18 protein-coding genes and 1 tRNA gene are annotated in these 21,831 nt (G+C 69.3%); 11 read left to right on the forward strand and 8 right to left on the reverse strand.

The genetic code is table 11. From position 1 onward, the window contains the following. Window positions 1-2: 2 nt before the first annotated feature. On the forward strand, window positions 3-1,763 hold the full coding sequence (locus BJ959_RS07365) for an FAD-dependent oxidoreductase (RefSeq protein WP_183321926.1): 1,761 nt from the start codon (window positions 3-5) through the stop codon (window positions 1,761-1,763). A 91-nt stretch (window positions 1,764-1,854) separates the two neighbouring features. On the opposite strand, the gene BJ959_RS07370 is transcribed toward BJ959_RS07365, so the two are convergent. From BJ959_RS07370 to BJ959_RS07385, 4 genes are all read right to left on the reverse strand, one after another. After that, the gene (locus BJ959_RS07370) at window positions 1,855-4,152 is read right to left on the reverse strand and encodes a heavy metal translocating P-type ATPase (RefSeq protein WP_153981331.1); all 2,298 of its coding nucleotides are present in this window, start codon (window positions 4,150-4,152) and stop codon (window positions 1,855-1,857) included. Between the two features lie 53 nt (window positions 4,153-4,205). Next, window positions 4,206-4,799: a DUF305 domain-containing protein gene (locus BJ959_RS07375; RefSeq protein ID WP_153981330.1), complete on the reverse strand. Its 594-nt coding sequence runs from the start codon at window positions 4,797-4,799 to the stop codon at window positions 4,206-4,208. A gap of 128 nt (window positions 4,800-4,927) precedes the next feature. Then, on the reverse strand, window positions 4,928-5,326 hold the full coding sequence (locus tag BJ959_RS07380) for a heavy-metal-associated domain-containing protein (RefSeq protein WP_243738867.1): 399 nt from the start codon (window positions 5,324-5,326) through the stop codon (window positions 4,928-4,930). 49 nt (window positions 5,327-5,375) lie between these two features. Further along, a complete protein-coding gene (locus BJ959_RS07385; RefSeq protein ID WP_153981329.1) occupies window positions 5,376-7,130 on the reverse strand; it encodes a DEAD/DEAH box helicase in 1,755 nt (584 codons plus the stop codon). Between the two features lie 218 nt (window positions 7,131-7,348). On the opposite strand from BJ959_RS07385, the gene BJ959_RS07390 reads away from it, so the two are divergent. The 4 genes from BJ959_RS07390 (at window position 7,349) to BJ959_RS07405 (ending at window position 11,202) form a co-directional block, all read left to right on the forward strand. Next, on the forward strand, window positions 7,349-8,560 hold the full coding sequence (locus BJ959_RS07390; RefSeq protein ID WP_153981328.1) for a lycopene cyclase family protein: 1,212 nt from the start codon (window positions 7,349-7,351) through the stop codon (window positions 8,558-8,560). Then, window positions 8,557-9,498: a beta-carotene 15,15'-dioxygenase, Brp/Blh family gene (locus BJ959_RS07395; RefSeq protein ID WP_153981327.1), complete on the forward strand. Its 942-nt coding sequence runs from the start codon at window positions 8,557-8,559 to the stop codon at window positions 9,496-9,498. Before BJ959_RS07390 ends, BJ959_RS07395 begins: the two co-directional genes overlap by 4 nt. Window positions 9,499-9,564: 66 nt before the next feature. Next, window positions 9,565-10,662, forward strand: coding sequence for a hypothetical protein (locus BJ959_RS07400; RefSeq protein WP_183321928.1), 1,098 nt, complete (start codon window positions 9,565-9,567; stop codon window positions 10,660-10,662). 27 nt (window positions 10,663-10,689) lie between these two features. Beyond that, window positions 10,690-11,202 (forward strand): hypothetical protein, encoded by a 513-nt coding sequence (locus tag BJ959_RS07405; RefSeq protein ID WP_183321930.1) that lies wholly within the window; start codon window positions 10,690-10,692, stop codon window positions 11,200-11,202. A 71-nt stretch (window positions 11,203-11,273) separates the two neighbouring features. Here the strand turns inward: BJ959_RS07405 and BJ959_RS07410 are convergent, their stop codons facing one another. The 4 genes from BJ959_RS07410 to BJ959_RS07425 form a co-directional block, all read right to left on the reverse strand. After that, window positions 11,274-12,161: a hypothetical protein gene (locus tag BJ959_RS07410; protein ID WP_153981324.1), complete on the reverse strand. Its 888-nt coding sequence runs from the start codon at window positions 12,159-12,161 to the stop codon at window positions 11,274-11,276. Then, complete coding sequence (locus BJ959_RS07415; protein ID WP_153981323.1) at window positions 12,161-13,828, reverse strand: N-6 DNA methylase; 1,668 nt, start codon at window positions 13,826-13,828, stop codon at window positions 12,161-12,163. Before BJ959_RS07415 ends, BJ959_RS07410 begins: the two co-directional genes overlap by 1 nt. Window positions 13,829-13,901: 73 nt before the next feature. Then, window positions 13,902-14,441 carry a YaeQ family protein gene (locus tag BJ959_RS07420; RefSeq protein ID WP_153981322.1) on the reverse strand — a complete coding sequence of 180 codons (540 nt, stop codon included), beginning with the start codon at window positions 14,439-14,441 and terminating at the stop codon, window positions 13,902-13,904. Window positions 14,442-14,536: 95 nt separating this feature from the next. Continuing rightward, window positions 14,537-14,623 (reverse strand) — tRNA-Leu (locus BJ959_RS07425). Window positions 14,624-14,741: 118 nt separating this feature from the next. On the opposite strand from BJ959_RS07425, the gene BJ959_RS07430 reads away from it, so the two are divergent. The 6 genes from BJ959_RS07430 to BJ959_RS07455 are packed head-to-tail and all read left to right on the forward strand — an operon-like array spanning window position 14,742 to window position 21,736. After that, window positions 14,742-15,452, forward strand: coding sequence for an FhaA domain-containing protein (locus tag BJ959_RS07430; RefSeq protein WP_153981321.1), 711 nt, complete (start codon window positions 14,742-14,744; stop codon window positions 15,450-15,452). Next, window positions 15,449-15,973 (forward strand): FHA domain-containing protein FhaB/FipA, encoded by a 525-nt coding sequence (locus tag BJ959_RS07435; RefSeq protein WP_153981320.1) that lies wholly within the window; start codon window positions 15,449-15,451, stop codon window positions 15,971-15,973. The genes BJ959_RS07430 and BJ959_RS07435 overlap by 4 nt, the downstream gene beginning before the upstream one ends. A 4-nt stretch (window positions 15,974-15,977) precedes the next feature. Continuing rightward, window positions 15,978-17,216, forward strand: a complete 1,239-nt coding sequence (locus BJ959_RS07440; RefSeq protein ID WP_153981319.1) for a PP2C family protein-serine/threonine phosphatase — start codon at window positions 15,978-15,980, stop codon at window positions 17,214-17,216. Further along, the gene (locus BJ959_RS07445) at window positions 17,203-18,630 is read left to right on the forward strand and encodes an FtsW/RodA/SpoVE family cell cycle protein (protein WP_153981318.1); all 1,428 of its coding nucleotides are present in this window, start codon (window positions 17,203-17,205) and stop codon (window positions 18,628-18,630) included. Before BJ959_RS07440 ends, BJ959_RS07445 begins: the two co-directional genes overlap by 14 nt. Continuing rightward, complete coding sequence (locus BJ959_RS07450; RefSeq protein WP_153981317.1) at window positions 18,630-20,087, forward strand: peptidoglycan D,D-transpeptidase FtsI family protein; 1,458 nt, start codon at window positions 18,630-18,632, stop codon at window positions 20,085-20,087. Before BJ959_RS07445 ends, BJ959_RS07450 begins: the two co-directional genes overlap by 1 nt. Then, window positions 20,084-21,736 (forward strand): protein kinase domain-containing protein, encoded by a 1,653-nt coding sequence (locus BJ959_RS07455; protein ID WP_153981316.1) that lies wholly within the window; start codon window positions 20,084-20,086, stop codon window positions 21,734-21,736. The genes BJ959_RS07450 and BJ959_RS07455 overlap by 4 nt, the downstream gene beginning before the upstream one ends. Window positions 21,737-21,831: the final 95 nt, after the last annotated feature.

The following is a 21,831-nucleotide window of genomic DNA, read 5'->3' on the forward strand; positions in this document are numbered from 1 at the left end:
CGATGCCGGCCACTGCCGCGGTCACCGGTGACCGCCACTACGACGTCGTGGTCATCGGCTCGGGCTTCGGCGGTTCGGTGGCCGCCCTGCGCCTCGTCGAGAAGGGCTACTCGGTCGCGGTGCTCGAGGCGGGTCGCCGCTTCGCGGACGACGAGTTCGCCCGCACCTCGTGGAACCTGCGCACGTTCTTCTGGGCTCCCGCTCTCGGGCTGTTCGGCATCCAGCGCATCCACCTGCTGAGCGATGTCATGATCCTCGCCGGCGCGGGCGTCGGCGGGGGCTCGCTCGTCTACGCCAACACGCTGTACCGGCCGGCGAGCGACGCGTTCTTCCGCGACCGCCAGTGGGGGCACATCACCGAATGGAAGGCCGAGCTCGACGCCTACTACGACCAGGCCTCGCGCATGCTCGGTGTCACGCTCAACCCCTCGATCACGCCGGCCGACGAGATCATGCAGAAGGTCGCCGCCGACATGGGCGTGCCCGACTCGTTCCATCTGACGCCCGTCGGCGTGCACTTCGGCGAGGGCGCGGGTGTCGAGAGCCCCGACCCGTACTTCGGGGGCATGGGCCCGGCGCGGCGCGGCTGCCTCGAGTGCGGCGAGTGCATGACGGGCTGCCGCCACAACGCGAAGAACACGCTCGTCAAGAACTACCTGCACCTCGCCGAGCGCGCGGGTGCCGAGGTGCACGCGCTCACGACCGTGACGCGCCTCGAACCGCGCGGCAGCGCCGACGGCAGCGGCGGGTACGCGGTGACCACCCGCACCACGGGCAAGGGCCGGCGCACCGAGACGGTCTGGACGGCCGACCAGGTGGTGGTGGCCGCGGGCGCCTGGGGCACCCAGCAGCTGCTGCACCGCATGAAGGCGGAGGGGCACCTTCCCGGGCTCTCCGACCGGCTGGGCGAGCTGACCCGCACGAACTCCGAGTCGTTGGGCGGAGCATCCACCGCCCTGCGTCACGCGCGCGGGGTCGACTTCACGCGCGGCGTGGCCATCACCTCGTCGATCCATCCTGATGAGCACACCCACGTCGAGCCCTGCCGCTACGGCCACGGCTCGAACGCGCTCGCGCTGCTCGCGACGCTCGCCGTGCCGGGCGGCGGCCGCACGCCGCGGTGGCTGCTCTGGCTCGGCCAGCTGCTGCGCCACCCCGCGCGCGTGGCCTCCATGGTGTTCGGCCTCGGCAGCTGGAGCCGCCGCACGATCGTCGGCCTCGTCATGCAGAACCGCGACAACTCGCTCACCGTGCGAGCACACCGCACGGTCTTCGGGCGCATCCGGCTGCGCTCGAGCCAGGGCCACGGCGAGCCGAACCCCACGTTCATCCCGCGGGCCAACGAGGCATACGCGAGCATGGCCGAGCACATGAACGGCTTCGCGCAGTCGGGCATCAGCGAGGTGTTCGACATCCCGATGACCGCGCACTTCCTCGGCGGCTGCCCAATCGGCGATTCGATCGAGACCGGGGTCGTCGACCCCTACCACCGCGTGTACGGGCACGAGGGGCTGCACGTGGTCGACGGTGCGGCGATCTCGGCGAACCTCGGCGTCAACCCCTCGCTGACGATCACCGCGCAGGCGGAGCGCGCCTTCGCGCTCTGGCCGAATCGCGGCGATGCGGATGCCCGCCCTGCGCTCGGCGCCGCCTACACCCCGGTCGCCCCCGTGCCGCCGCGGTCGCCCGTCGTGCCGGCCGGCGCTCCCGGCGAGCTGCGCCTGCCGGTGTCGCTGGGGATGCCGCGAGTGCGACGCGCCTGACCCCTGCTCGTTTGGCCCAGATCTGGGCCAAACGGGCTTCTGGACGCGTGCATTGCGCCCGTTTGGGCCAGATCTGCGCCCCGGCGCGCGACTAGCGCGGTGCGGGGCGGAAGCCGCGCAGCCGCAACGAGTTCGTCACCACGAACACGCTCGAGAACGCCATCGCGAGCCCGGCGAGCAGCGGGTTGAGCAGACCGAGCATCGCGACGGGGATCGCCGCCACGTTGTAGCCGAACGCCCAGAACAGGTTGCCGATGATCGTCCGCAGCGTGCGGCGCGCGAGCCGGATCGCGTCGGCGACGACGAGCAGGTCGCCGCTCACCACGGTGAGGTCGCTGGCCGCCATGGCCGCATCGGTGCCGCCGCCCATCGCGATGCCGAGGTCGGCCGCGGCGAGCGCGGCGGCGTCGTTGACACCGTCGCCGACCATCGCGACCACGTGCCCCGCGGCCTGCAGCTCGCGGATCACCTCGAGCTTGCCGGCGGGAGTCACCGCCGCGTAGACCTCGTCGATGCCGAGCTGGGCAGCCACCGACGCTGCGGCGCCCTCGTTGTCGCCCGTGAGCAGCACGGGGTCGAGACCGAGCGCCCGGAAGCGCGCGATCGCTTCGGCCGAGGAGGGCTTGAGCGTGTCGGCGAGCACGACGACCCCGGCGACCGCCCCGTCGATCGCGACGACCACGGCGGTGCCGCCCTCGCCTTCGAACCGCTCGACGAGCTCGGCGGCGGGCGTCGCGGCCACGTCGATCGCCCACTCGTCGCGCAGCCAGCTGGCGCGGCCGATCGCCAGCGCGTGACCCTCGACGACCGCGGTGACGCCGGCGCCCGCGTGGGCGCGGAACTCCTCGGCCGCAGGAAGGGCATCGAGGCCGGTCGCGCGGGCGTGGTCGACGATCGCCCGGGCGAGCGGATGCTCCGACCCGTCCTCCGCGGCCGCGGCCAGAGCCAGCATCCGCGCGCCATCGACCTGTCCGACCGTCTTGACGGCGGTCACGGCCAGCTGCCCGGTCGTGACCGTGCCGGTCTTGTCGAGCACGATGGTGTCGATGCGGCGCGTGCTCTCGAGCACCTGCGGACCGCGGATGAGGATGCCCAGCTGCGAGCCGCGCCCCGTGCCGACGAGCAGCGCGGTCGGGGTCGCGAGCCCGAGCGCGCACGGGCACGCGATGATGAGCGTCGCGACGGCCGCGGTGAACGCGAGCTCGATCGAGCCATCGAGCAGCAGCCAGCCGACGAGCGTCAGCAGCGACAGCACGAAGACGATCGGCACGAAGACTCCCGACACCCGATCGGCGAGGCGCTGCACCTCGGCCTTGCCGGTCTGGGCCTCCTCGACGAGCCGGGCCATACGGGCGAGCTCGGTGTCGGCGCCGACGCGCGATGCCTCGACGACGATGCGGCCGGAGACGTTGATGGTGCCGCCGACGACCCGGCTGTCGAGTTCGACGTCGACGGGCACGCTCTCACCGGTCAGCAGCGAGGCGTCGACGCTCGAGGCGCCCTCCACGACGACGCCGTCGGTCGCGATGGTCTCGCCAGGCCGGACGACGAAGCGGTCGTTGGGCTGCAGCGCCGAGACGGGCACGCGCACCTCGACGCCGTCGCGGAGCACGGCCGCGTCCTTCGCGGCGAGAGTCAGAAGGGCGTCGAGCGCCTCGCGCGAGGAGCGTTTGGCCCGGGCTTCGAGGTATCGCCCGAGCAGGATGAACACGGTGACGGCGGCGGCGACCTCGAGGTAGATCTCGTGGGCGCCCTCCTCCGGCCGGCCGAGCAGCTGGAGCGTCATGGTCATTCCGGGCATGCCGGCCTCGCCGAAGAAGAGGGCGTACAGGCTCCACACGTACGCGGCGGTGACTCCCACCGAGATCAGGGTGTCCATCGTCGTGGTGAGGTGACGCGCGCCGCGCAGGGCCGCGCGGTGGAAGGGCCATGCCCCCCAGACGGCGACGGGCGATGCGAGGGTGAGGGCGAGCCACTGCCAGTTGGTGAACTGCAGCGCGGGCACCATCGACAGCACGAGCACGGGCAGGGTGAGTGCCGCCGAGGTGACCAGGCGCTGGCGCAGCGGAGCCAGCTCGTCGGCGGGCTGCGGCGCCGCATCCGTCACCGCGCCGTCGGTGCCCAGCGGCGCCGGGCGGGGAGGAGCCACGAGGGCCGCGCCGTACCCCGCCTTCTCGACCGCGGCGATGAGGGCATCGACATCGAGGGGTGCGCCGTCGAGCGGGCCGCCCTCGACCGCGCGCACGGTCGCCTTCTCGGTCGCGTAGTTGACGGTCGCCTGGATGCCCGCGACCTTGTTGAGGCTGCGCTCGATGCGGTTCGCGCACGAGGCGCAGGTCATGCCCGTGAGCTCGAGCTGCAGGTCGGGCGCGGGAGCGGTGGTGGACATGCCGTCGGTCTCCGTGGTCGGTCGATGGTGCTCAGATGGTGGGGCTCGGTCGATCAGCGCGCGGCGAGCAGGTCGCGCATGAGGTCGATCTCGGCCTGCTGGGTCACGATGATCGTGTCGGCCAGTTCGCGCACGGCGGCGTTCTCGCCGTCGTCGATGACGTCGTCGGCCATGTCGATGGCCCCCTCGTGGTGCTCGATCATGCCCTCGAGGAAGAGGCGCGTGGCCTCCTCGCCCTCCGCATCATCGAGACGCTGCAGCTCCTCCTCCGAGAGCATGCCGTCCATGCCCCCGTGACCGCCGTGGCCACCGGGCATCGCGGGCATACCCCAGTCGTCGAGCCACTGCTCCATCTGCTCGATCTCCGGCCCCTGCGCCGCCATGATCTGCGTGGCGAGCGTGACGACGGCCGGATCGACGCCCGGGGTGTCGAGCACGAGATCGGCCATCTCGATGGCCTGCTCGTGGTGCGGGATCATCATCTGCACGAACATCACGTCGGCGGCATTGACGTCCTCCGGCAGGTCACCGGAACCATGCATGCCGCCCGACGTGATCGTGACGCACCCGGTCAGGATGAGGGTGGCGGCGCTCAGGGCTGCGACCACCGTCGTTCGACGGCCAGGCCGCGGGCTTGCGATGATCATGCTGCGATCCTCACATACCCCCCCTGGGTATGTCAAGAGCGAAAAGGAAGGGGCGCAGCAGGCAGCCGCGCCCCCGCCCGTGCTCAGCTCAGCTCAGCTCAGCTCAGCTCAGCTCAGCTCAGCTCAGCTCAGGCCAGCTGGTAGCCGGCCTCCTCGACGGCGGCGCGCACGGCCTCGGTGTCGACCGGGCCGTCCGCGTGCACGGTGACGCGCGAGGCGCCGCCCTTCTTCAGCACGACGTCGACGCTCTGCACGCCGGCGATCGCGCCGACCTCCTCCGTGACACTCGCGACGCAGTGCCCGCAGGTCATGCCGGTGACGAGGAACTCAGTGCCCGCATCCGTCGACGGGGCGGCCGCGACGTGCTCACCGATCGGATCGGTGACGACCCGGTCGTGGGGAATGCGCTCGGTGGCGGCGCCGGAGCTGCACATGCACGCTCCGCCCCCGCCGCAGCAGCCGCCCGCGGAATCCACAGCGCCGAGGGGCGCGCCGGTGAGAAGGTCGAGTCGGTTCGTCGTCTCCATGGCCACGATGCTATCAAACCCCCCGGGGGTACCACCCCGTGCCGGAGAGCTAACCGCGCTCGCGCGGACGGCGCCCCGGCCGGCCGCGGTCGGGCTGGATCTCGATGAGCTTGCCGCTGATGCGCGTGCCGGCCAGCTTCTTCAGAACGGCAGGCGACAGGTCGGCGGGCAGCTCCACGATCGAGAAGTCCGAGAGAATCTGGATCGCGCCGAAGTCGTCGCGGCCGAGCCCGCCCTCATTGGCGATCGCGCCGACGATCTGGCGCGGCTCGACGCGGTGCCGCCGGCCGACCTCGATGCGGTACTTCGCGAACGAGCCGGAGTCGCGGCGCGGACGACGCTCGCCGCGAGCATCATCGCCCGATGCGCCGCGGCTCGCGCCGCCGTCGCGGTCGGAGCGGGCATCCCGCGCCCGTCGCTCGTCAGCGCGCGCGGCGCGCTCCTCCTCTTCGGAGAGCAGCAGCGGGGTGTCGCCCTGCGCCACGAGCGCGAGCGCCGCGGCGACATCGAGCTCGGCCACGTCGTGGTGCTCGACGTAGTGGGCGACGATGTCGCGGAACTCGGCGATGCGCTCGGCCTGCCCGAGGGCGGCCGTGATCGCATCGTCGAAGCGGGCGAGGCGCGTGGTGTTGATGTCCTCCACGCTCGGCAGACGCATCTCGGTGAGGGGCTGGCGGGTCGCCTTCTCGATCGCGTCGAGCAGTCGGCGCTCGCGCGGGGTGATGAAGCTGATGGCCGCACCTGAGCGACCCGCCCGGCCCGTGCGGCCGATGCGGTGCACGTACGACTCGGTGTCGACGGGGATGTCGAAGTTGACGACGTGGCTGATGCGATCGACGTCAAGCCCACGCGCGGCGACGTCGGTCGCGACGAGGATGTCGAGCTTGCCCGCCTTCAGCTGGTTGACCGTGCGCTCGCGCTGCGCCTGCGCGACGTCGCCGCTGATCGCCGCGGCCGAGTAGCCGCGGGCCCGCAGCTTCTCGGCGAGCGCCTCGGTCTCGTTCTTGGTGCGCACGAACACGATGAGGCCGTCGAAGTTCTCGACCTCGAGAATGCGCGTCAGAGCATCGACCTTCTGTGCATAGGACACCACGAGGTAGCGCTGGGTCGTGTTCGCCGAGGTCGTCGTGGTGGTCTTCACCGTGATCTCCTCCGCGTCGCGGAGGTGCTGCTGCGCGATGCGGCGGATCGCCGGCGGCATGGTCGCCGAGAACAGGGCGACCTGCTTGTCGACCGGGGTCTCGGCGAGGATCGTCTCGACGTCCTCCGCGAAGCCCATCTTGAGCATCTCGTCGGCCTCGTCGAGCACGAGGTACTTGAGGGCGCTCAGGTCGAGCGTGCCCTTCGCGAGGTGATCCATGATGCGGCCGGGCGTGCCGACGACGACGTGCACGCCGCGGCGCAGCGCCGAGAGCTGCACGCCGTAGGCCTGCCCGCCGTACACCGGCAGCACGTGCACCCCGCGCAGGTGGGCGGCGTACTTCTCGAACGCCTCGCACACCTGCAGGGCGAGCTCGCGCGTGGGTGCGAGCACGAGGGCCTGCGGGGTCTTCTGCGTCGCATCCAGTCGGTCGACGATCGGCAGGGCGAACGCGGCAGTCTTGCCTGTGCCCGTCTGGGCGAGGCCGACGACGTCGCGGCCGGCGAGCAGGGTCGGAATCGTCGCGGCCTGGATCGCCGACGGCGTCTCGTAGCCGACGTCGCGCAGCGCCTTGAGGACGGCATCGCCGAGCCCGAGGTCGGCGAAGGTGAGGGTGGGGGTCGCGTCGGCGTCGGCCGACGGGGCTGCATCGGGCGACGTCATGCGTCAACGGTACCGCCGCAACCCCTGCGCCGGCCTTGCGCCTCCCCTGCGCTGCCCCCTGCGCCTCCCCCTGCGCCTCGGTGATCGAGCACGGCGAGCATGGATGCGCCACCCAGGTTCTCCGCAGGCGATGGGCGGTGGGGCTCCAGGCGGCGCGCTTAGCGTCAGCGGGTCGGGGCCCCTCCCCGCCGCCCCCGTCCCCCGCCGTGGAGTCGCCGATGACCGCGCTGCCGCTCGTGACCGACGAGCCGTACGACCTGGTGATCCTCGGCGCGGGCTGCGCGGGGCTCTCGCTCGCGGCACGGATGGCGCAGGGTGACGGCGACCTGCGGGTCGCCGTGATCGACCCGCGCACCGATCACGGCGACGACCGCAGCTGGAGCTTCTGGCACCACGACCACCACGAACTGCGCAGCATCGTCGCCCACGAGTGGAGCGGCTGGACCTACCGCGGCCTCGACGGCCGTGCGGCGACCCACCGCGTGCCGGGCGTGACGTACCAGTACATCCGCGGCATCGACTTCTACCGCTGGGCGCTCGACGCGATCGCGACCGACCCGCGCATTACCCTTCACCTCGGCGTCGGGGCGCACGAGCTTGCAGGGGTCACCCTCGACGACGGCGGCGACGGGGTGCGCGTCACGACCGACGCGGGCCCGGTGCTCGCGCGCCGGGTCGTCGACACCCGCCCGCAGCGCACCCGCGCGCTGCTCTACCAGTGCTTCAGCGGCGTCGAGATCGAGCATGGGGGCAGACTCGCGACCGACGCCGACGCGGTCGGCCTGATGACCCGCATGCGCAGTGGCGCCGAGGGCCTCGGCTTCGTGTACGTGCTCCCCCTCAGCTCAACGCGTGCGCTCGTGGAGTGGACGCGCTTCAGCCCGACTCCCCTGCCGCTCGACGAGGTCGCGGCCGAGCGCGACGCCGAGCTTGCCGCCCTCGGGCTGGGCGACGCGGTCGTCGTGCGGGAGGAGCAGGGCATCCTGCCGATGGGTCGACTGGATGCTCCCACCGCGCCCCTCGCCGGCGTCGCGCTCGCCGGCAACGCCGGCGGCGCTCTGCGCGACGCCTCGGGGTACGCGTTCCTCCGCATCCAGCGCTGGGCGACGCGGTGCGCGGCGGCCCTCGCGCGCGGGGAGGCCCCGCCCGCGCACCCGCGCGAGCCCTGGGTGCGGCGGCAGATGGACAGGATCTTCCTGCAGGCGCTGCGCGCACATCCCGAGCGCTCGGCCGACTACTTCCTGGCGATGGCGACCCGCGTGCCGCCGCGCCGCCTGCTGCGCTTCCTCACCGACCGCGCGTCGGCCGGCGACCTCGCGAGCATCATCCTGAGCCTGCCGCTGCTGCCGTTCCTGGCGCAGCTGCCCGACCGGCGCGAGCGGCTCGTAGCGGCGGCGAGCGCCGCGGTGGCGCAGCGGGTCGCGCGGTGACGGTCGCGGCCGACCCGACCACGCCGGTCGGAGCGCCGTCGGGGGCTCGCGAACCGCGCGCCCGCATCCCGTTCGAGACGCGTCTGTTCCTGCCGCTCGCGCTGCTGACCGCGCTCGCCTTCCTGATCGCCGACCCCGAGCCGCCGCTCGTGGTGCAGATCGCCGCCATCGCGATCCTCGCCGCGGTGCTCGGCATGCCGCACGGTGCGCTCGACCCGCTCATCGCGCGCCGGCTCGGGCTGTGGCGCACGCCGCTGACGTTCGCGGCGTTCAACCTCGGCTACACGGCGGTCGCGGCGGCGGTCGTCAGCCTGTGGCTGCTGACACCCGTGCCGAGCCTCGTCGCGTTCCTACTCATCTCGGCCGCCCACTTCGGCAGCGACTGGAACCGCGCGCGCCCGCTCGCCCTCCGCTTCCTCACCGGCGCGGCCCTGCTCAGCCTGCCGTCGCTGCGCGATCAGGATGCGGTGGCCGACCTCTACGTCACCCTCGCGGGCGACGGCGCGCGTGCGGTGGCCGCCGCGCAGGCCGCGCTCGGGCCCGTGCTACTCGTCGGCCTGGCGGTCGCCGCGGTCATCGCCGCCCGCCGCGCGCCGCACGAGGCGTTCGAGCTGCTCGGCGCGGCCGCTCTCGCCCTGCTGGCTCCGCCGCTGATGTTCTTCATCGTCTACTTCTGCGCCCTGCACAGCGCCCGGCACCTGCGCGGGGGTTTCCGGGAGGAGCACGGCCACGGCCGACGCCTGACGCTGCTCGTGGTCGCCGCGTACACGCTCGCGCCGCTCGCGCTCGCGGCGGTGTTCCTCGTGGATACCGCCGGCACCGCCGCCCTCGACGAGCAGCTGCTCCGCGTGGTGTTCATCGGGCTGGCGGCCCTGACCGTGCCCCACATGGCACTCGTCACCCTGGGCGACCGCGCCCTGCGGTCTTCCCAGGTTTGACGCTCCCTAAGCCGTCGGTGGGCCTGGGTCGAGGTCTTCATGACCGTCCGGCTTGAAGAGTTCTAAGTGGCGCCTTTCGCAGCAGGCCGTGGCGCTGTGGCGAAGGGGCAGGCCCTATCCAAAACAAGAACTCTCGATAATGATGAGACATACTCTCCCAACGACCCCGAAAGCCCTCGAATGACGAAGACCTCACTCGCGCTGAAGACACTCCACGCAAAGCCTCGCAAGAAGGATTACGAAGGGGGTAACGAGAACGTTGATGGTCATCATCTGATGTCGCACTTCGGCGCGTTCCTGAGCCATGCCCGCTCAAACCCGATTGTGGACAGCGCGAGGAGTCGGTATCTGCAGGTGAAGGATGTCGTGCCTCGCGGCTACTCGATCACTGTAATCACCGAGTCGGGACTTTTCGGGGAGCCCGGCAGCACCTACAACGTCAAGACCCATGAGAAGACTCACGAGAAGTCAGAGGATGAGGCCCCGACCACCGAATCTCGGTTGACTGTTTGGGCCCCTCCGGGCGCCACTCGACTGGCTATTGCACTTGAGTACAAGTCGGGGTCAGTGAGCGGAGGCGGATTGGTCACATCGTTTCGTGAGGTGATGTCCGAGCGTCACCCGGAGTTTTGGTTCCCCTACGAGACCGTCCTTGAACAGTCAGCATGGTCGGCCTCTGGGCAGCTGCTCGAAGTTTCTGTAGTGCAACACACCCAGCCCTTGAACTACTCAACTGGACTAGACCCCGACCGCACGGACGAGTTCGTCCGCGGTAGCGTGATCCATACGGCAGTCCCTCCTCGTGGGACACGCTACTGGCCTCAGGAAATCTGGGATCGACTTCGAAATCGCCAGATTGAGGCCGCATCGTTCATCGGGCTCCGACGGGGCGAGGGGGACCTACAGGACCCCGACGAAGACGTGTACGTAACGGTGGAACGAGACGGTCGCCAGAAGAAATTCGCTTTGGGTACCGACGGAGTTCCCTCTGTCCGTGCACTTCTCACAGACCACGGCCAGCCCCCCCTGGATATCCCCAGCTTTCACCGAGAAGTCGATGAGCAGGTCAAGACGTTTTACAAAGGGCTCCAGAAGAGCTGGGATCCCAACTGGGTGAACAGCGAGGCTGCGCAGCAATGGGTTGCGCATGAGTGGAAGGCCTAACCATTGCGCTTTTTGCTAGAAGGGGTCTTGGGCGTCATCTGGCCTACCCGCGGTCGCGTGCGCCAAATCTCCTATCTGTACTTCACGTTGCTGATTGCCGTTCCCGTCATCGGCGGAGTGGCAGCGGGATTTCTGTCAACTGCGGAGATTGTCCAGTTCAGGGACCCGGCTGTTATCGCCTCAAGCTTTGGAGTCCTTGGGGGGCTCTTGTTCGCCCACGCCATCTTCGTGTTTCAACTCCGAGTGAGCTACGACGCGACTAACGATGAGGCGACGGGACCGGACACTCCCATGGAAGATTTGCGAGTCCGACCGTTGATCGACGAGATGTTTGCTGGTGTCTTGTACGCCTCGCTCGTGGCGTTGGCCCTGACCCTGATCACAGGAGCGGTCGCAGCGGTGCAGGATCCAACCGCTGTCGTCAGCCCTGTCCTTTTCGGCATAACGGTGGGAATTGGTCTTCACCTGTTCGGATGCGTCTTGCACGTACTCTCTGCAACGACCACCGCTTATGAGAACCTAAAGCGGCGGGGCAAGTAGCCAAAAGCGCATTCTCCGACATCACTTCGGAACGGAGAATCAGGAAGCTCTCGCACCCGAATTGAGATGAGCTAGGCGGTAAAGTCCTCCTCAAGCGCCAATTGTCGCCTCTCAAAGCCCCCTCGAACCTGGACGTGGTGCCCTACCGAAGAGGCCAGCAAGACGCGATCGATGATCCGCGTGAAGAACTGTTCGGGTCTGATGTCGACCGGGACCTGTCCAAGTTCGACTTTGACCTCTGGATCTTCATCGGTCCAACTGACTAGCGCCAACCCGGTCGCGGTATAGCCGTTGCCGTCGCCGATATCCCGAAGCTTCCGCATCATGTCAACGGTGCGCTCGAACGCGGCGGGCTCATCTCGCAGGACTGTCGAGCGTTGAACGAAGAAGAAGCCAACCGCCGCCAACGGATACCGACTACGCAGGTTCCCCGCGTCGCCGTACGCTTCTTCAAACCTGTTCGAGAGGTTCTTCCCGAAGGACGAGACCTGCGTCTTCGTTGAAATCAGAAGCTCTGGTCCACGATCCCAACGGGAGATCGAAACATCTACCTGCTTCTCGTAGGCCCGTCCGAGGTACTTCGCGTCGGTGGGTGCCACCACGGACATCGTTTCCAGCTTTTGACGCACCTCATCGGCCAATGCTCGCGGAAGCTTCTCGAGAAGGAGAGCCACCTCGCGAGGCAGAACTCTCGGTCGGGACGCCCGCGGCCACACCTCATCCGGTCCAAATCCTGCCCGGCGCAACTCATGAGCCAGCCACGAGTCGACACCATTGGCGAGCGCACCGCTGGCCGAACCCTTCTCACCACGAACCGGAATAGTCAGGAGCCGTTCCAGCAACTCAAAGTCAGGCGAGTAAAACGGCTCCTCACCTCGACCGTGAAGCCACGGGTCGGTCATCGAAGCGGACGCGAGCTCAGCGTCGAAGGCACTGAACGAATCCGGTCTGCTCTCCATCAGTCCTCGCTCCTATTGCGGCTCTTCCCACGTAAGGCACGTCGTGCTGCGAGCGCAATGCGGTCCGACCTCAGTGCCTTCAGTTCACGTTCCGACACCAATCCGTCCAAGACCACTTCATCCACAAGTCGGATCGCTACCTCGAGCTGGCGTTCGCGAAGCAATACTTCGACTTGGGGCTTGAGCGTCCGGAGTGCCTTCCGGTTGTGCTCCAGAGCCATCAACGAGGGCATCCACCACTTGTCTGCCTCTCTGGGCTCAAGTTTGAGGATTCCGCCGCCGTAGGAGCGGCCGACGAGCTCCGCGGACAAGACGGTCATCGTGTTTAGCGACGCGACAGGAAGCACATCATTCGCCAATTCGCGTGTGTGGCCGTTCAAATAGACCCCGTGCACGCTGTTGAGGTGACGTGCGCCTGCGCGATTCGTCGTGAGCCTTGCAGTATCTGCGTTCATGTAGGTCAGGAAGAGATCCGGTACAGCCAGAAGGGGGACCCGCCACCACGGCTTCCTCACTCGGCACTTGTAGGCCAAGTCGATTCCAGTGGCTGAGCCAGAGGAAATGTAGCTGAGTGTCGCCTCCGCCGGTCTATGACTTGGGCTGAGCAACCAGGTCGACTGGCCTTCAGCGCCGAGTCGATCTAGGGCAGCAGATGTGAACTCCAGCCCGCGGAGATGTGCGCTGCCGGGTGGACTTATCCGAACCAGATCTCGTCGCGGGATCCCTAGGTCCGCAACCCGCGCGGGCGAGAGGGCAAAATATCGGTTGGCCCCAGTGACAGCACCAAGAGATGTGTCCCCATACTCAGCAAGCGGGACGAACGCCTCAGCGTTGCGGAGGGCACCCATCGCTCTGAGCGTCAGATCGTTGAGCGCGAGCGGCGACCATCTGTCGGAAAGATCAACAGGCGCCCACGTCGAACCTTGCCTAAGAGATCCCAAGCTCATGGCGTTCCGTGTCTGACGGAGTACAGCGCTCCCGCGGGGAGTTTGGCCCCAACCCTCGGCCTTCACCAAGACTGTGTCCGCCTCGGCATCCGGAAAAACTTGCTCGTCGAAGACCACCAGCTCAACGCGGGCGAATCGCTCGAGCAGGAATCGCCGGACTGGCGCTGCGTAATTGACGCTCAGGAGTTCGGCTGGCAACACAAGTGCAAGACGCCCACCCGGCTTCAGGAAACCGGCAGAGTGCGCGACAAATGCAGCCCAGCTTGAAGAGAGCCCCGAGAGAGCCACCCCTTGTTGGAGTGCCGCAAAGCGAGCGCGATCTCGCTGCTCGCCCGTCCAGTCCTGATATCGGATGAAGGGTGGATTCCCGATAACGGCGTCATACCTGCCTTCAGCCTCGACGAGGAAGAAGTCGCTGACCTTGATGCGCGCATCACCACCAGCCGCACAAACCGCGACAGCAGCTTCCGCCGCGCTAGGAGGATGAATCTCGACACCATCGAGGGACGGCCGAGGCGCGCCCAGCTCCTGGAGCCGCCTTACCGCGGCAGTCAGGAAAGCCGCGTCCCCCGTGCTCGGCTCGAGGACGCTGTCGTCAGGAGATCGGATTGCCCACTCGACCAGATGCCGAGTGATTCCGTCCGGAGTGAAGAACGCTCCACGCGCCTTCCTCAGCGCGGCGGTGTCCGCCGCCTCGATCTCCGCATCTTCAAGGAACACAAGGTCACACTATGCGGGACTGAACCGACATCGGTGGGACCGCTCCGGCAGTGCGGCGATTTGCCGATCCCGCTCACCCCACCCGGTGCTCGTGCACCGCTGAGCTCAGCGTCACCCCGTTGAGGTCGAGGTAGAGCTGCCCCTCGGTCACCGAGACCGTAATGTCGTTGCGCCGCTCGAGCACCGCGACGGCGGCGTCGATGAATCCCGGGTCGAAGCTGTAGAGGGCGAGGTACTCGGCGCGGTGGATGCGCTTTCCGGCCCAGAGGGCGAGCACCTTGGCGGGGTCGCGGTGCGTGTAGACGACGGTGCGCTCGGCCTGCTTGCTTCCGTGGTGCAGGCGCTCCGCATCCGGGGCCCCGATCTCGACCCAGGCCCGCAGCAGGCCGGTCGCGTCGCGCACGATGATGGCGGGCTCGTCGGTCGACGAGAGGCCCTCGCTGAACGCGATGCCGTCGGTGTGCTCGAGGCAGTAGGCGAGCACGCGCGTGAGCATGTAGGCGTCGGTCTCGCTCGGGTGCCGCGCGACGCGCAGGCTCAGCTCGTCGTAGACGCCGCGGTCGACGTCGGCGAGCGACCCCGTGAAGGTGTGCACCACTGCGCCGGCTGCCATGACGCCCGAGCCTAGCCGGGCACCCTGCGTCGCGATCGCGGGCCGACTCCGGCGCACGGCGGCGCGCGTGATGCATCAGCACCAGAAAGAAGATCTGGTGCGCGAGGGGGGAGTTGAACCCCCACGCCCTTTCGGGCACTGGCACCTGAAGCCAGCGCGTCTGCCTATTCCGCCACTCGCGCGCGACGGGGCGAACCCCGTCAACCCAGCGAGATTATCACAGCGGGGCCGGGCGGCTGTGCGGTGGCCGCAACGCGGGCCGACTACCATCAGAGGGTCATCGGCCGAGGGAGGGCGCAGGTGGGGCTTCTCGACAGCTTCGAGCGCGGCCTCGAGCGCGCCGTCGGCGGCGCCTTCGCGAAGACCTTCAAGAGCGGGGTGCAGCCGCTCGAGATCTCGGCCGCGCTGCGGCGCGAGCTCGACACGAAGGCGGCGGTCGTCTCGCGCGACCGCATCCTCGTCCCGAACGAGCTGCACGTGGCGCTCTCCCCCGCCGACCACGCGCGCATGGATGCTCTCGGCGAGTCGCTGATCGACGAGCTGACGCAGCTGCTGCAGCAGCACGCGACCGCGCAGCGCTACTCCTTCCCCGGCGGCATCAGCATCAGCCTCGAGGCCGACCACTCCCTCGCCGAGGGGGTCGTCGCAGTGTCGTCGCAGACGGTCAAGGGCTCCGTGGTGTGGAGCCCCGTGCTCGACATCGACGGCGTGCGGCACCCGCTCACCCGGTCGCGCACGGTGATCGGCCGCGGCAGCGAGGCCGACATCACGCTCGACGACACCGGCACGAGCCGCAAGCACCTCGAGATCCTGTGGGACGGCGAGCGGGCGCAGGTCACCGACCTCGGCTCGACGAACGGCACGCGCCTCAACGGTGAGCCGGTGAGCCGCGCGGTGCTGCCGCCGGATAGCGTGATCGAGCTGGGGCGCACGCGCATCCTGTTCCGCGTGCTGGCTCAGCGCGGCGACGTCGCCGACCCCCGCACCCGACGACCCGGAGGAGGCCGATGAGCGAGCTGACGCTCCTGGTGCTCCGCATCGGGTTCCTGATCCTGATGTGGGCGTTCGTGTTCGCGATCGTCTACGCGCTGCGCTCCGACCTGTTCGGCACGAAGGTGCGCCGGCTCCCCACCGCGAGCGCGGCGAGCGCCAGCGCCGCGGCGGCGTTCGCGACGCCCAGCGCGGCCTCCGCGGCGAGCGCCGACCCGACCAGCCCGGTCGCGGCCCCCGACCCCAGCGCCCCCGCCCGCCGGCTCGTCATCACCTCCGGCGCGAAGGAGGGGCTCGAGCTGCCTCTCGACGACGACCAGCTGACCATCGGCCGCTCCGCCGACTCGGGGCTGATCATCCGCGACGACTACACCTCGACCAACCACGCGCGGCTCACCCTGCGCGACGGGGTCTGGACGATCGACGACCTCGGCTCGACGAACGGCACCTTCGTCAAGGGCAAGAAGATCGCACGACCAACCCCGGTTCCGCTCGGCACCCCGGTGAGCATCGGCACGACGACGTTCGAGCTGCGGCGGTAGGCGCATGACGACGCTCTCGGCAGCGGCCTCGCACGTCGGCAAGGTGCGCGCCAACAACCAGGATTCGGGCTACGCCGGAGAGCACCTGTTCGTCGTCGCCGACGGGATGGGCGGCCACGCGGGCGGCGACGTCGCCAGTGCGCTCGCCATCCAGTCGATCGCTCACATCGACCGGCCCTTCGACACCGCCTCCGACGCTGCCGCGGCCCTGCGTGACGCCCTGCTGGAGGCGAACCAGGAGCTCGCCGAGACCGTCTTCGAGCATCCGGAGCTCGCCGGGATGGGCACTACCGTGAGCGGCTTCGTGCGCGTCGGCGACCGCCTCGCCCTCGCGCACATCGGCGACAGCCGGGTCTACCGCTGGCGCGACGGCACGCTCACCCAGATGACGAAGGACCACACCTTCGTGCAGCGGCTCGTCGACAGCGGCCGCATCACCGCCGAGGAGGCCGCCGTGCATCCGCGGCGCTCGGTGCTCATGCGGGTGCTCGGCGACGTCGAGCTCTCGCCCGAGATCGACGTCGAGGTGCTCGAGACGCGACCCGGCGACCGCTGGGTGCTCTGCTCCGATGGCCTGAGCGGCTTTGTCGAGGAGGACCGCATCGGCGAGCTGCTCGACGAGAACCCCGACGCCGGCGCGGCCGTCGAGGCGCTCATCGACGAGAGCCTCGATCACGGCGCGCCCGACAACGTGACGGTCATCGTCGTCGGCGTCGACGACACCCCCTCGAGCAGCGCGGGCCTGCCGCAGACGGTCGGCTCGGCCTCGCGACCGCTCAGCTACGTCTCGCCGACCCAGCGCCGCTCGGCGCGTCTGCCCGCGCTGCTGCTGCACCCGCTCACCCCCGTGACCGATCCGGAAGACGAGTACTTCGAGCCCGAGTCGGAGGAGCTGCTCGCCGAGCTGCTCGCCGAGAACAAGCGCCGCAAGGTGCGGCGGCGCATCACGTGGTCGGTCGGGCTCGTGCTCATCGCATCCCTCATCGTCGGTGCGCTCGTCGCCGGATACCAGTGGACGCAGTCGCGCTACTTCGTCGGCGTCTCCAACGGCCAGGTGGCGGTGTTCCAGGGCGTCCAGCAGGGATTCGGCCCCTTCCCGCTGTCGAGCGTGTACTTCGAGAGCGACATCGACATCGACGACCTCTCGCCGTTCAGCCGCGAGCGGGTTGAGTCGACCATCAACGCCCGCGACCTGCCCGAGGCGCTCTCGATCATCGATCGGTTGCAGGATGAGCTCGACTAGGCCCGCCGACCCCCGCGTGGGCGCGACCGTCGACCTCGGCGCCCCCCGGGCCACCATGACCGAGTCGATCACCATCCGGCTGCGCACTCCCGCGAAGCTGCGCAACCTCGAGCTGCTGCTGCTCCTGTTCGCGATCGGGGTGACCGGCGCCGCCGTCGCGCTCGTGCAGCTCGGTGCCATCGGCGAGCTGGACGGCACGATCATCGGCTACGGGGCCGGTCTCGGGATGCTCGCCCTCGGCATGCACGTCGTGCTGCGGGTCACCGCGCCCGACGCCGACCCGTTCATCCTCCCCATCGCCGTGACTCTCAACGGGCTCGGCGTGGCCATGATCTACCGGCTCGATATCGCCGAGGGCTTGACCGGGTGGGAGAGCTACGGCATCCGCCAGATGGCGTGGACGGCGATCGCCATGGCCATTGCCATCGCCACCCTCCTCATCGTGCGCAACCACCGCATCCTGGCCCGCTACCGCTATCTGGCGATGCTCGCCGGCATCGGCCTGCTCCTGCTGCCGATGCTGCCGGGCATCGGGCAGACGATCAACGGGGCCCGGCTCTGGGTCGACCTCGGCATCTTCTCCTTCCAGCCCGGAGAGATCGGCAAGATCGCCCTCGCCGTCTTCTTCGCGGGATATCTGGTGACCGCACGCGAGTCGCTGTCGATGGTCGGTCGCACGGTGCTGGGCATGCGACTGCCGCGCGGGCGCGACCTCGGCCCGATCCTCATCGTCTGGGTGGCGGCCATGGCCGTGCTGGTCTTCCAGCGCGACCTGGGAACCTCTCTGCTCTACTTCGGCCTCTTCCTCGTGATGCTCTACGTCGCGACGGCCCGGCTCAGCTGGGTGGTGCTCGGGCTGTCGCTGTTCATCGGCGGGGCCCTGATCGCCAGTCAGACCCTCAGCTACGTGGGCGGCCGCTTCGCCGGCTGGCTCGGCGCCTTCGAGCAGGAGAACTACGAGGCCATCGGCGGCAGCTTCCAGCTCGTGCAGGGGATGTTCGGTCTCGCGAACGGCGGCCTCATCGGTACCGGGCTCGGGCAGGGCAGCCCCGACATCGTGCCGCTCGCGGAGAGCGACTTCATCATCGCCAGCCTCGGGGAGGAGCTCGGGCTGGTCGGCCTGTTCGCCATTCTCGGCCTGTACGTGCTGCTCGTCGCCCGCGGCTTCCGCATCGGGTTCAACGGCACCGACGACTTCGGGCGCCTCCTCGCCGTCGGCCTCGCGTTCATCGTCGCGTTGCAGGTGTTCGTCGTCATCGGCGGGGTGACGCGGGTGATCCCGCTCACCGGACTCACCACGCCGTTCCTCGCGGCGGGCGGCTCGTCCCTCGTCGCGAACTGGATCATCGTCGCCCTCCTGCTGCGCCTCAGCGACACGGTGCGCAACCAGCCCCACCTGGTGGTGGAGGACTGATGAACAAGGAGCTGCGGCGCGTCAGCGTGGTCACCCTCGCCATGTTCCTGGCGCTGTTCGTGTCGACGAGCGTGATCCAGGTGTTCGCCGTCGACGAGCTGCGGGCCGACCCGCGCAACGTGCGCACCCTGTACGCGAGCTACTCCGCCGAGCGCGGGCCGATCCTCGTCGACGGCCGGCCGATCGCCGAATCGGTCGAAGCCCCCGAGTCGGTCTTCGCCTTCCTCCGGGTCTACTCGGAGCCCGGGCTCTACGCGCCGGTGACCGGCTACTTCACCCTCAACCAGGGCAACACCGGCATCGAAGGGGCCTACAACGACTTCCTGACCGGCACCGCCAACGAGCAGTTCCTCGATCAGCTCGGCGCCCTCGTCACCGGCCAGCGCCCGCGCGGCGCCGCCGTGGAGCTGACCATCGACCCCGTCGTGCAGCAGGCCGCGCGCGAGGCGATGGGCGACCTGAAGGGCGCGGTCGTCGCCATCGAGCCCTCCACCGGTCGCATTCTGGCGATGGTCTCCACGCCGTCGTTCGACCCGAACCGGCTGTCGGCGCACGACACCGCGAGCGTCATCGAGGCCTATGAGCAGCTGCTCAACGACCCCGATGACCCGCTGATCAATCGCACGATCAGCGGTGACCAGTACTTCCCCGGCTCGACGTTCAAGGTGCTCGTCGCCGCCGCCGCGATCGATTCGGGCCGGTTCACCGCCGAGTCCACCTTCCCGAACCCCGCCACCCTCGAGCTGCCGTTGAGTGATGCCGTGGTCCGCAACGCCACCCGGGGGCCCTGCGGCTCGGGCAGCACCGTGACCATCGCAACGGCTCTGCGCCTCAGCTGCAACATCCCGTTCGCCGAGCTCGGCCTGGCCCTGGGCGAGGAGACCCTCGCCGAATACGCGGACCGATTCGGCTTCGGCGCGGAGCTGCAGGTGCCGATGGCGGTGACGCCCTCGCGGTTCCCGCGCGGCCTCGACGACGCCCAGCTGATGCTCTCGTCGTTCGGACAGTTCGACGTGCGCGTGACCCCCCTGCAGATGGCCATGGTCAACGCCGCGATCGCCAATGGAGGCAACCTGATGCAGCCCACCCTGCTCGACCGGATCATCGCGCCCGACCTGTCGATCATCCAGCAGCCGGAGCCGACTCTCCTGGGCCAGCCCGTCTCGCGCGCCACGGCCGAGACCGTGACCCGACTGATGGTCGACGCAGTGGCCAACGGTGTCGCGGGGAATGCCAGAATAGAAGGCGTCGACGTGGCCGGGAAGACCGGCACGGCCGAGAACGGCGGTGACGCGCCGTTCACGCTGTGGTTCACGGGTTTCGCTCCGGCCGACAACCCGCGGGTCGCCGTGGCGGTGGTCATCGAAGACGGAGGAGGGCTCGGCCAATCCGGGTCGAGCAACCAGATCGCGGCCCCCATCGGCAAGCGAGTACTTGAGGCGGTGCTGAGCAGATGAGACCGACCAGCGGGCTCACCTTTGGGGGGCGCTACCAGCTCCTCTCCCGGATCGCCATCGGCGGCATGGGCGAGGTCTGGCAGGCGACCGATCTCGTCATCGGCCGCACCGTCGCCATCAAGATCCTCAAGGACGAGTACATGGGCGACCCGGGGTTCCTCGAGCGCTTCCGCGCCGAGGCTCGCCACGCGGCGCTCGTCAACCACGAGGGCATCGCCAACGTCTACGACTACGGCGAGGAGGAGGGCAGCGCCTACCTCGTGATGGAGCTCGTACCCGGGGAGGCGCTCTCAACGATCCTCGAGCGCGAGCGGGTGCTGCCCGCCGACCAGGTACTCGACATCGTCGCGCAGACCGCGTCGGCGTTGCACGCGGCCCACCAGGCGGGTCTCGTCCACCGCGACATCAAGCCCGGCAACCTCCTGATCACGCCCGACCGCCGGGTGAAGATCACCGACTTCGGGATCGCCCGCATCGCCGACCAGGTGCCCCTGACCGCGACCGGCCAGGTGATGGGGACAGTGCAGTACCTGTCGCCGGAGCAGGCGAGCGGGCATCCGGCCTCGCCGTCGACCGACATCTACTCGCTCGGCATCGTCGCGTACGAGGCGCTCGCCGGGCGCCGCCCGTTCACGGGCGAGTCGCAGGTCGCGATCGCGATGGCGCAGATCAACGAGGCGCCGCCCGAGCTGCCGGTGACCGTCGCCGAGCCGGTGCGCAATCTGGTGTTCGCCGCCATCGCGAAGAAGCCCGCAGAGCGGCCCGCCTCGGCGCAGGCATTCGCTCGAGCCGCGCAGGCGCTGCGTCGCGGGGACGTGGGCGGCGCCGCCGCGATCGTTCCTGCCATCTTGACCGGCGGCGCGACCGCCGCGACCGCGGTGCTGCCCGGCAACGAGGACACCACGCGCGTGCTGCCGAGCGTGGGCCCGGTTCCGACGCCCGCGATGCCGACCGACACCCGCCGGAGTCCGTGGACCTGGCCGCTGGTAGCCCTGATCGGCATCCTGGTGGTGCTCCTCATCGGCGCCCTCATCGCCGTCTTCGCCCAGCCCAACCCCGGGCCGGACCCCGAACCGAGCGACACGCCGTCGGCCGAGCCGACGGAGAGCAACACCCCGTCGCCGACCCCGACGGTCGAGACGGTCGCGATCGTCGAGTCGGAGTGGATCGGCAAGACCCGCACCGCCATCGAGGCTCTCGCGGCCGAGCTCGGCCTGCGGCTCGATCCGGTCGTGCGCAACATCGCCCCGTCGAAGGAGCAGGAGGGTCTCTCGTACGAGATCAACCCGCGCGGCGGCAGCACGGTGTTGCCCAACGCCGTCATCACGGTGTTCTTCTACGCGCCGATCCCGGTACCCGAACGACCGTCGAACCTCGCGATCGACCCGGGCAGCGGTCCGTACCCCGGCTCCAGCAACGTCGTGCTGAGCTGGCCGGCGTACACCTCCTGCCCGGCAGGCTTCCCGCTGACCGGCTACGACTTCACGATCGTCGGCGGATCGCCCGGCTCGTCCCTGCCGCTCGCGGCGTCGGCGACCGAGCTGCCCGTGACCCTCACCGCCAGCGGGCAGCTGCGCGTCACCTACGTGGCGATCTGCTCGACCCTGCGGTCCGAGCGGTCGAACGAGCTCGCCATCCCGATCGGCTAGATCCGAATCGAGCGGCCCTCACCCGCCTAGACTGACCACCACAGCAGAGCACCACGGCTGCACGGCACCACCGCAGCGCAGCATCCCTTCACCGA

It is taken from the genome of Microcella frigidaquae, assembly GCF_014200395.1.
Taxonomy (GTDB): Bacteria; Actinomycetota; Actinomycetes; order Actinomycetales; family Microbacteriaceae; genus Microcella; species Microcella frigidaquae.

Excerpts from the sequence above, each read along its gene's own strand:
- BJ959_RS07410 (WP_153981324.1), bottom strand. The coding sequence starts at position 12,161 with ATGGAGAGCAGACCGGATTCGTTCAGTGCCTTCGACGCTGAGCTCGCG.
- BJ959_RS07370 (WP_153981331.1), bottom strand. The coding sequence starts at position 4,152 with ATGTCCACCACCGCTCCCGCGCCCGACCTGCAGCTCGAGCTCACGGGC.
- BJ959_RS07420 (WP_153981322.1), bottom strand. The coding sequence starts at position 14,441 with ATGGCAGCCGGCGCAGTGGTGCACACCTTCACGGGGTCGCTCGCCGAC.
- BJ959_RS07365 (WP_183321926.1), top strand. The coding sequence starts at position 3 with ATGCCGGCCACTGCCGCGGTCACCGGTGACCGCCACTACGACGTCGTG.
- BJ959_RS07450 (WP_153981317.1), top strand. The coding sequence starts at position 18,630 with ATGAACAAGGAGCTGCGGCGCGTCAGCGTGGTCACCCTCGCCATGTTC.
- BJ959_RS07385 (WP_153981329.1), bottom strand. The coding sequence starts at position 7,130 with ATGACGTCGCCCGATGCAGCCCCGTCGGCCGACGCCGACGCGACCCCC.
- BJ959_RS07435 (WP_153981320.1), top strand. The coding sequence starts at position 15,449 with ATGAGCGAGCTGACGCTCCTGGTGCTCCGCATCGGGTTCCTGATCCTG.
- BJ959_RS07455 (WP_153981316.1), top strand. The coding sequence starts at position 20,084 with ATGAGACCGACCAGCGGGCTCACCTTTGGGGGGCGCTACCAGCTCCTC.
- BJ959_RS07375 (WP_153981330.1), bottom strand. The coding sequence starts at position 4,799 with ATGATCATCGCAAGCCCGCGGCCTGGCCGTCGAACGACGGTGGTCGCA.
- BJ959_RS07390 (WP_153981328.1), top strand. The coding sequence starts at position 7,349 with ATGACCGCGCTGCCGCTCGTGACCGACGAGCCGTACGACCTGGTGATC.
- BJ959_RS07440 (WP_153981319.1), top strand. The coding sequence starts at position 15,978 with ATGACGACGCTCTCGGCAGCGGCCTCGCACGTCGGCAAGGTGCGCGCC.
- BJ959_RS07445 (WP_153981318.1), top strand. The coding sequence starts at position 17,203 with ATGAGCTCGACTAGGCCCGCCGACCCCCGCGTGGGCGCGACCGTCGAC.
- BJ959_RS07380 (WP_243738867.1), bottom strand. The coding sequence starts at position 5,326 with ATGGAGACGACGAACCGACTCGACCTTCTCACCGGCGCGCCCCTCGGC.